The following is a 9303-nucleotide window of genomic DNA, read 5'->3' on the forward strand; positions in this document are numbered from 1 at the left end:
TTAACTCTCCCATAAAAAGAGCGATGTTGCATTTTGGGTTGTAATTTGCCAGACTTCTGGTACAGACAGGTCAAACTGTCTTGCCAGTTCTTCGGCAATCAGCGTCACAAACATGGGTTCATTTCTTTTTCCACGATGTGGATGGGGCGTTAAGAAGGGCGCGTCGGTCTCAATGAGAATTCGATTTTTGGGCAATTCTTTGATGATGCGTTTTTTTTCTACTGCGTTTTTATAGGTGATTGGTCCTGATATTCCCAGATAAAACCCCATACCAATAACCTGACAAGCAAGACTTAGAGGACCTTCAAAGGAGTGCCAGACTCCTAATCGGTTTGGCGCTTTGCTCGTATCAACCCATGTTTGCAAGATTTGGAGGAGGTCTGTTTCCGAGTTGCGGTTGTGAAGCACAACAGGGAGACCTCTGTTTGCTGCAAGATCGAGCTGGGCTTCGAGTGCGTTTTTTTGAATGTCCGCAGGGGTATGTTCTCGGTAGTAATCCAGTCCGATTTCCCCAATTGCAACCACTTTTGGAACTTTAACCAGATCTGCTAGTTCCGAATAAGCGGTTTGAGACCAGCAATCTCCTGCACTGTTTGGATGAATACCCACAGCCGCAAATACCTGTGGATATCGCTGAGCCAGTTCAACAGCACGAACGCTGGTCTCAACGTCAATTCCGGGAACGAGAATTCGCTCTACCCCTGCCCGAACTGCGCGTTCGAGAACCTCCTCCAAATCAGCATCAAACGTGTTAAGGTTCAGATGACAGTGAGTATCTGTTAAGTAGACTTTGTTCATTTACTCCAGCCCGGCAATTCTCAATCCGTCCTTGAGAATGAAAGGCACCCGGTCTTTGTGGGTGGTTTCACAATACACCCGCATGATGGGCTCTGTCCCAGAGAAACGGATCAGCAACCAGCCGCCATCCTCTAAGGAGAATTTAAAACCATCCGTGGTATTCAAACCAGTGACTTTGAGACCACCGATGGTGGCGGGATTGGCGGCTAGGATGGCTTGTTCCCGGGCGCTTCTTTCACCCTTGAAGGTACGGTCCACCCGATCATAGAAATGAGGACCCACCTTGCTGAAGAGTAAATCAATTAATTCGCTGGGTTTGCGCTGTAATTTCACCATCATGTCAAGAATGTACAAACCAGCCAGAATTCCATCTCGCTCGGGAACGTTTCCGCGGAAGGCATACCCGCCGGATTCTTCACCACCAATCATAGCGTTGGTTTCCAGCATTTTTGGAGCCACATACTTAAACCCTACCCCAGTCTCGTAAACGGGGATGTTGTACATCTTGCCCAGTTTTTCCAGCATACTGGTAGTTGAGAGAGTTTTTACAATGGCTCCCCGCTCGCCGCGTACTTCCAGCAGATATAACGCCAGCAATGCATACACCTGCAACTGGTTGATAAAGTTGCCTTTTTCATCCCCGACGCCGACCCGATCTGCGTCTCCATCGGTAATCAGAAGGACATCGGCTCCAAGGTCAACGGTTTTCTTCAATCCCACATTGATATTGGGTGGAATCGGTTCAGGCCGTTTCATTTCGGGGAAAATGGGGTTGCGCTCGTTGTGGATTTCTACGATCTCAGTCTTCCCGCCGGCAAGAATGCGGGGGAACCACCCGGCGCCATTTCCCCACATGCAGTCCACCACTACTTTCAATCCAGCCTGTTTGATGGGTTCAACATCAATTAACGCTTTCAAATGTTCGATGTAAGCCGGAGCGGGATCAAATCGTTGAATGAGCCCTTGAGCCTCTGCGTCTGAGGCGGGCATGCGCTTTACATCGGATTCGTCTTCGGGGATCAGCGCTTCAATTTCTTTCAAGCCATCCGGATCAATTGCGCCCCCGAATTCGTTGCGTACTTTGAAGCCATTATCCGTTGGAGGATTGTGGGAAGCGGTGATATTGATCGCGCCAGCGGCTTTGTGATGGACAACCGAATAAGCAATCACCGGAGTTGGCGTTGCTCCATCTGTTAGCAGGACTTTCAGACCGTTTCCAGCCATGACTTCAGCAGCGGCGAGGGCAAAATTCTCTGAGTGAAAACGTTTGTCATGACCAATGACAAATGTTGCCCCGGCTTTTCCATGCCGAATCATGTAAGAAGCGTAGCCCTGTGTCGCACGTCGAACATTTGCAAAGGTGTAGTCTTCAGCAATCACACCGCGCCAGCCATCAGTTCCAAATCGGATAGTATGGGACATATTATCTCCGAAAAGTGAGAAATAGAACAATTTATGTTATTATAACAGGGTTTAAAGAAGAAAAAAGACCTTGTGAAAACCCTTGCAAAGGGTAGAATTGATATAAAGTCTGGATAAGGATATGTCTCAGGGACGTTATTATCTTGATTATGCGGCCACAACACCACTCGATTCAAAGGTGTTGGAAAAAATGTTTCCATTTTTCACCGATCAGTTTGGAAACCCTTCCTCGGTTCATTTCTGGGGACAGCAGGCAGAAAATGCCGTCGAATTGGCTCGGGAAGAAGTTGCTTCCTGCTTAAACGCCGAGCCGGCAGAGATTGTATTTACCGGTTGTGGAACAGAAAGCGACAATCTGGCGCTTCGCGGCGTTGCCCGTGCTCAACGAAATCTCAATGGGAAAACTCACCTCTTGACCACTCCGGTTGAACATCATGCGGTTTCCCACACGGCTTTTGATCTGGCAGAGAGGGAAGGGTTTGAGGTCGAACTGTTGCCTGTGGATTCGTTTGGCATGGTCGACCCGGATGAGGTGGCACGACGCATCCGCAAAGATACCGCACTGGTGTCGGTTATTTATGCCAATAATGAAATTGGCACCATAAATCCCATTGCTGAAATTGGTAGAATTTGCCAGGAAAAGGGTGTACCTTTCCACACAGATGCCGTGCAAGCCGCCGCGCATTTGAAAATGGATGTTCAACGGGATAACGTGGATTTGCTTTCCATTGGAGCGCATAAGTTCTATGGTCCAAAAGGTGCCGGTGCACTGTACATTCGGAAAGGCACACCTGTCGTAGCCGTGCAAACCGGAGGAAAGCAAGAAAATTACCTGCGTGCGGGAACTCATAATGTGCCATATATTGTGGGACTGGCGGAGGCGTTGAAGATTGCCCAGTCCAACCCGGAAGAGAGGGCACACCATTATCAGTCCATGCGGGATGCTTTGATTGATACTGTGCTCACCCGCATTCCGGGCAGTCAATTAACCGGCCATCCGGTGATGCGTTTGCCCAATCATGCCAGTTTTGTGTTTGATCGCGTGGACGGTAATACGCTTTTAATGATGCTCGATGTGAAGGGATTTGCCTGTTCATCGGGTTCTGCCTGCAAGACCGGCAGTCCTCAGCCTTCAGAGGTGTTGCTTGCTCTGGGCATTCCTCCGCAACTGGCACTCTCTTCCTTGAGGGTGACATTAGGAAGAGACACTACCCCTGAGGTGATCACCCGTTTTGTGGAAGCCCTGTCGGATTGTATATCGCAGCAGAGAAGGTGAAAGGCTAAAGGGATAGATGCTAGAAATGGAAGGCAATACCGTTGTCATTGCCATGAGCGGAGGAGTGGATAGTTCTGTCGCCGCGGCATTGCTGGTGGAACAGGGGTATCGGGTGATTGGAATGATGCTCCGGCTCTGGTCGGAGGAAGGCAAAGAAGATCAAAACCGGTGTTGCACCCCCGATGCCATGGCGCTGGCACGCAGAGTAGCGGCAAAACTGGGCATCCCTTTTTATGCATTGGATGTACGTGACCGGTTTAAAGAACTGGTTGTCACTCATTTTCTGCAGGGATACGCCTCCGGGGTGACGCCAAACCCCTGTTTAAAGTGCAACCGTTTTATTCGCTGGGGAGTTCTGTACGAGCATGCTCGCTCTCTGGGAGCAAACTGGTTTGCCACCGGACATTACGCCCGCCTGCGGCGGTTAGAATCGGGAGAAGTGCAACTTCTCAGGGGATTGGACGCCGAAAAGGATCAATCCTACGTACTCAGCGTTCTTCCTCAGGAACAACTTCAGCACACGCTTTTCCCCATTGGTGAGTTCCACAAGCATGAAGTGCGGGAACTGGCTCAGCGCCTGGGTTTGCCCGTTGCCCACCGACCTGATAGCCAGGATTTGTGCTTTCTGGCAGGGGGAGATTACCGCGATTTCCTTGCCCGTCACGCGCCGCAGGTGCGTCAGCCCGGTTTGATTGTGGACCGTCAGGGGAATGTACTGGGAGAGCATCAGGGGCTGGCTTTTTACACCATTGGACAACGCAAAGGACTGGGAATTTCTTCCCCCCGTCCCCTTTATGTACTTGAAAAAGATGTGTACCAGAACCGTCTGGTAGTTGGCGAAGAGCATGAACTGGGGCGCAGTAATCTGATAGCCAATGAGGTAAACTGGATTTCCGGAAATCCACCGGAAACTCCCCTTCCCGTTGAAGTGAAAATTCGTTACAAAGCCCGAGAAGCCCGGGCAGTTGTGATACCATTAACTTCAAATCGGGTTCGCGTGCAATTTGAATACCCTCTGAGGGATATTACTCCCGGTCAGCAGTGTGTTTTTTATCAAGGGGACATTTGCCTTGGAGGGGGGATCATCTCAACCGAAGTGGAGAGCGCATGACCCTTCCAGCCTTGCTTTTCGGCTTCCTTTTTGCCACTTTGATAGGCGCAGCCTTTCACCTGTGGAAAGATGGCGGTTTTGGACGGCTGATCCTGTATCTGGTGCTTGCCTGGATCGGATTCTGGGCGGGACATTTGCTGGCGGTCTCGCTGGGGTGGCATTTCCTCTCTGTCGGTCCGCTCCGTTTTGGGATGGCAGTTCTGGGGGCTTTGCTTTTTCTGGGAACAGGACACTGGCTCAGTCTGGTCAAGGACGAGTCGGAATAATATCCATTGGAAAGAGGGTACATCATGTTTCGCATTGAGTCACTGTTGTCTGCGCGCCTGTTTGTTTCTCCTCAGGTAGTGGGAAACCGCCTGTATTTCATCTCCAACCTGAGCGGGCATCTCAGTTTGTACGCCATGGATCACGGAGGGAGTGTCCCTGAACCTTTGCTTCCCCCGGATCTTGTCCTGCATAACCCTCATTTGATGGGAGGGTACCCTTTTTACGTCTTTGAGGATCTGGGGAAGATTCTGGTGATGATGGACCACGAGGGCGATGAAAACTATCAGCCCATGGTTATTCCCATGGAAGGTGGCTATCCTGAGCCGTTCTTTAAGGATGTGTTGGGGAATTGCCGGGTTCATCTGGTGGATTGCGATGCCAGGTCTCACGTGGTGTATTTCTCCGCAGAGTCGCGTGAGACCGATACGCAGATGACCTACCGCGCCAGTCTGGCTAACGGGAGCATTGAAAAAATTGCCGAAAGTCCCTTTGGGGTTTATCCATTGTGCCATACCGAAGCACATGAGCGTGTGGTGCTCATGGACGGTTACACCGAAGGCGATGGAGTCTTATACCTCTGGGAAAAGGACATCCCGGAAAAGCGCCTGATTCTGGGAAAGCCCCTGGAACAGCGCCAGCCGGGTGAGGAAGTCCCCCTGAATGGCATTCGCAGCGGAGTGTTTGTGAATGATGGACAGGGGCTTTTGCTTGCCTGTGCGGTATTTAATGATCGTTATGGGCCCGCCTACCTGGATCTCAACCAGCCCGGCAGGTTGCAGGAAATGAAAGTGGAGGGCATTGCCCACAGCGGCGATGGCGAAATGGTAGGGATTCAATCTCTGAAGGAGGGGCTTTATCTGGTGGAATACAACATAGATGGGTGTTCGTGGTTGTACGAAGCCACGGCTGATTTCTCTACCATGACCCTCCACCTGATGAGACCCATTGTGGGGCATCATCCTCCCTTTGTGGCTGGCATGCTGGCTTCTTATCTGTACGATGAGGCTTCCGATCGGTATGCCATCTCCTACTCTACGGCAACCTCGCCCACGCAACTGTACACCATTGAAGGCGCAGATCGCCAGACCATTGTCCAACACACCCGCGAACGGGTGCTGGGGATTCCCTCGGCATGGCTTTCGCCCGGAGAAGATGCCTCTTACACTTCCTTTGACGGCACACGCATTTCCGCCCGCCTTTACCTGCCCTCACCGCATCTGGGCTATGCGGGTCCCCGCCCGCTGGTGTACTACATTCATGGCGGTCCGCAGAGTCAGGAACGCCCCGATTTTGCCTGGTTTTCCATGCCCCTGATTCAATTCCTCACCCTGAACGGGTTTGCGGTGTTTGTCCCCAATGTGCGCGGCAGTACCGGCTACGGGCTGGCTTACACCAAGCAGGTGGATCGGGACTGGGGCGGCAGAGACCGTCTCGATCATGTGCATGCGCTGAAAGTGCTGGCAAACGATCCTCGCCTGGATGTCAGCCGCGCCGGTGTGGTTGGGCGTTCTTACGGCGGCTACATGACCCTGACCCTGGCGGCGCGCCATCCGGAACTCTGGTCTGCCGCGGTGGATATGTTCGGTCCCTTTGACCTGCTAACCTTCCTGGAGCGCATCCCGCCGACCTGGAAGCCGTACTTTAAACTCGTCCTGGGCGATCCCGTAGAAGATCGCGAATTCCTCGTGGAGCGTTCCCCCAAAACCTATATCGATCAACTTGCCTGTCCGTTGCTGGTCATTCAGGGCAAGAACGATCCGCGGGTGGTGGAGCGCGAGTCCCGCGACCTGGTGGAGTATCTGCGTCGTCAGGGAAAATCGGTCGAGTATTTGATGTTTGAAAACGAAGGGCACGACGTGTTGAAATACGAAAACCGCGTGCGTTGCTACAATGCCATTACCGATTTCTTCAAACGCACGCTGAAACCTTAATAGCATCTATGGAAGGCGAGAGACCATTTTCACCTGGTATTGAATACGCCCGCGAGGGGGATCTGGTTCAACTGGTGGGCATCAATCACCGGAATTTCATCTTCCGGCTGCGCACCGGCGCTGAGTTCCAGACCCATCGCGGCATCCTCTACCACGATGACCTTATCGGCAAGCCTTACGGCTCGCAGGTGTACAGCCATATCGGCAGTCCATTTTTCCTGCTTCAGCCATCTCTGTCCGATTTACTGCTCAACATCCGCCGCAACACGCAGATTCTCTACCCCAAGGACATCGGATACATCCTGGTCTGGATGGGGATTGGTCCCGGCATGCGGGTCATCGAAGCCGGCACCGGCTCCGGCGCGCTGACCACGGCATTTGCCTATATGGTTGGCGATAGCGGCAGGGTGTACACCTACGAGACCCGTGAGGAAATGCACAACCTTGCCCGAAAAAACCTTGCCGCTGTGGGACTGGACCACCGCGTCGTGTTTAAATGCAAAGACATTGCCGGAGGATTTGACGAGACCGGCGCCGATGCCCTGTTTCTGGACCTGCCCGATCCCTGGAATTACCTCCCGCAGGTGCGGCAAGCCCTCAAAACCGGTGGATTCTTCGGTACGCTCCTGCCCACCACCAATCAGGTGCAGAGTTTGCTGTTTGAACTGCACCGCCAGGGATTTGCCTTTATCAACGTGTGTGAAATTCTACTCCGCTATTACCGTCCCGACCCGGCACGGTTCCGCCCCACCGACCGCATGGTGGCGCACACCGGTTTTCTGATCTTTGCCCGTACAACAAGCCCCTTGCCGCAACTGGATCCCAAACTGGCGCGGGAAATTTCCCACCCGCTGGAGGATGCTGTACAGGACGCTGATGACCATGACGACCCCGCCTGAAACGTTGCTGACCCGCGAGCGAATTCAGTCTGCCCTGGCGGCTTTGCCTGCCCGGGAGGAAAATAATGCCTGCCGTGGCGCCTTCACACAGGCTGCCGTGCTGGTGCCTCTGGTGAACCATCACGGGGCATGGGAGATGCTTTTCACCCGCCGCACCGACACGGTGGAAAATCACAAAGGACAGGTTGCCTTTCCGGGCGGCGCGGTTGAACCGCAAGACCGCACGCTGGAGGATGCCGCCCTGCGCGAAGCCTGGGAGGAAATCGGTTTACCGCCTGCCAGTGTGCGCCTGCTGGGTAGATTACCCCTGCTTTCCACCATTACCGGCTACTGCGTCACCCCGGTGGTGGGGGAAATTGTCCAGCGGGTGGTTTATCAGCCTGCCCCCGCTGAAGTGAGCCGCGTCTTTCAGGTTCCGCTGGACTGGCTGGCAGATCCGCAAAACTGGGAATGGCGCTGGTTCACCCGTCCAAATGGACTCGCCAGTTGGGTGATTTTCTATCAACCGTACGATGGCGAGGTCATCTGGGGGGTGACGGCGTCCATTGTGCATTCCTTCCTGGCAGCACTGGGATGGCTGGAAGCCTCGCATCCACCTGACCAGACCCCCTGAAAATAAGCACATGCGCCGCCCGGTGAAGGACGGCGCATGGCATTCCATTTGCCAGAGGACTACTCGATTTCCTCTTCTTCTTTCTTACCGCGCTCGATAACCTCAGGTTCAGCCATTTCCCCTTCGGTGGGCGCTTCCACTTCTTCGGTGGTGGCGGAGACGACCACGACGACATCATCCGGATCGTTGAGCACTTCCACACCTTTCCCCACCTGCAAATCGCGCACGTGGATAGTATCGCCAATGCGTTCCAGGCGAGACAGATCCACCACGATGCGTTCGGGCAGGTCCTGCGGCAGGGCTTCCACTTCGATTTCATCCAGACTGGTGACCACCACGCCGTTGTAATCCTTAACGGCGGGGGAAACGCCTTCGAAATGCAGACCGACCCGCGCGCGAATCTTCTCGGTCAGCGAGACCACCTGAAAATCCACATGCAGGAGGCGGTTCTTGATGTAATCGCGCTGCTTTTCGCGCACCAGTGCAGCGTGCGTCTCGCCATCCAGTTCGATGTACACCAGCGTGGATGATGAGGCTTTTGCCAGTTTGAGACCGGCGCTGTGCGCATCCAGCAGGATGGGCGTGGAGGGGAAATGCGCCCCGTACATAACCGCTGGCAGGTAGCCTTCGCGGCGCAGGGCTCTGGCAGTGCGGTCCAGCGTGCGGCGCTGGGCTTGAAGAACGATTTTTTCCATGTTTGACCTTCCTTTGGAGCGCCTCTCACCCCTGCGAGGGGGTTACCCTCACTCCGTTGGAATGGGATTGAATTGAAACCGGTGGCGAAGCATCTCGAGAGGCGGGGGAGATCTTCCACCCTTCCGGCGCGAAAGAGGATTTTACCCGCCCTCAGGAATTGGGTCAAGGAAAATGTGCTTCTTTTTCATGGCTTTCTCAAAGATTCCTGATAACCTTGCCGTTTTCCCCGATCTCGGTCACCGGGTAAGGTTCGACATCAATGCAGAAACCGGGGAAAGCGACACGGGCAG

General features: G+C 53.6%; 9 protein-coding genes. 6 read left to right on the forward strand and 3 right to left on the reverse strand.

Translation table 11 applies throughout. The features are described 5' to 3' along the window. Both LHF31_RS06750 and LHF31_RS06755 read right to left on the reverse strand, forming a co-directional pair. Positions 1 to 798, reverse strand: coding sequence for a TatD family hydrolase (locus LHF31_RS06750; protein ID WP_298007448.1), 798 nt, complete (start codon positions 796 to 798; stop codon positions 1 to 3). Further along, entirely contained in the window at positions 799 to 2220 is a 1422-nt protein-coding gene (locus tag LHF31_RS06755) for a phosphoglucomutase/phosphomannomutase family protein (RefSeq protein WP_298007446.1), read from the reverse strand. A gap of 121 nt (positions 2221 to 2341) precedes the next feature. On the opposite strand from LHF31_RS06755, the gene LHF31_RS06760 reads away from it, so the two are divergent. The 6 genes from LHF31_RS06760 to LHF31_RS06785 are packed head-to-tail and all read left to right on the forward strand — an operon-like array spanning position 2342 to position 8317. Beyond that, positions 2342 to 3496 (forward strand): cysteine desulfurase family protein, encoded by a 1155-nt coding sequence (locus tag LHF31_RS06760; protein ID WP_298007444.1) that lies wholly within the window; start codon positions 2342 to 2344, stop codon positions 3494 to 3496. Positions 3497 to 3512: 16 nt separating this feature from the next. Beyond that, positions 3513 to 4607: a tRNA 2-thiouridine(34) synthase MnmA gene (gene mnmA / locus LHF31_RS06765; RefSeq protein WP_298007442.1), complete on the forward strand. Its 1095-nt coding sequence runs from the start codon at positions 3513 to 3515 to the stop codon at positions 4605 to 4607. Next, entirely contained in the window at positions 4604 to 4873 is a 270-nt protein-coding gene (locus LHF31_RS06770) for a hypothetical protein (protein WP_298007440.1), read from the forward strand. Before mnmA ends, LHF31_RS06770 begins: the two co-directional genes overlap by 4 nt. 24 nt (positions 4874 to 4897) lie before the next feature. Next, positions 4898 to 6805, forward strand: coding sequence for a S9 family peptidase (locus LHF31_RS06775; protein WP_298007438.1), 1908 nt, complete (start codon positions 4898 to 4900; stop codon positions 6803 to 6805). Positions 6806 to 6813: 8 nt separating this feature from the next. Beyond that, complete coding sequence (locus tag LHF31_RS06780) at positions 6814 to 7704, forward strand: tRNA (adenine-N1)-methyltransferase (RefSeq protein ID WP_298007436.1); 891 nt, start codon at positions 6814 to 6816, stop codon at positions 7702 to 7704. Then, the gene (locus LHF31_RS06785) at positions 7682 to 8317 is read left to right on the forward strand and encodes a CoA pyrophosphatase (RefSeq protein WP_303773934.1); all 636 of its coding nucleotides are present in this window, start codon (positions 7682 to 7684) and stop codon (positions 8315 to 8317) included. The genes LHF31_RS06780 and LHF31_RS06785 overlap by 23 nt, the downstream gene beginning before the upstream one ends. 59 nt (positions 8318 to 8376) lie before the next feature. Here LHF31_RS06785 and LHF31_RS06790 read toward each other — a convergent pair whose 3' ends face one another. Continuing rightward, complete coding sequence (locus LHF31_RS06790) at positions 8377 to 9012, reverse strand: 50S ribosomal protein L25 (RefSeq protein ID WP_298007432.1); 636 nt, start codon at positions 9010 to 9012, stop codon at positions 8377 to 8379. Between the last annotated feature and the right edge of the window lie 291 nt (positions 9013 to 9303).

This window comes from Anaerolinea thermophila (genome assembly GCF_020723905.1).
GTDB classification, from domain to species: Bacteria; Chloroflexota; Anaerolineae; order Anaerolineales; family Anaerolineaceae; genus Anaerolinea; species Anaerolinea thermophila_A.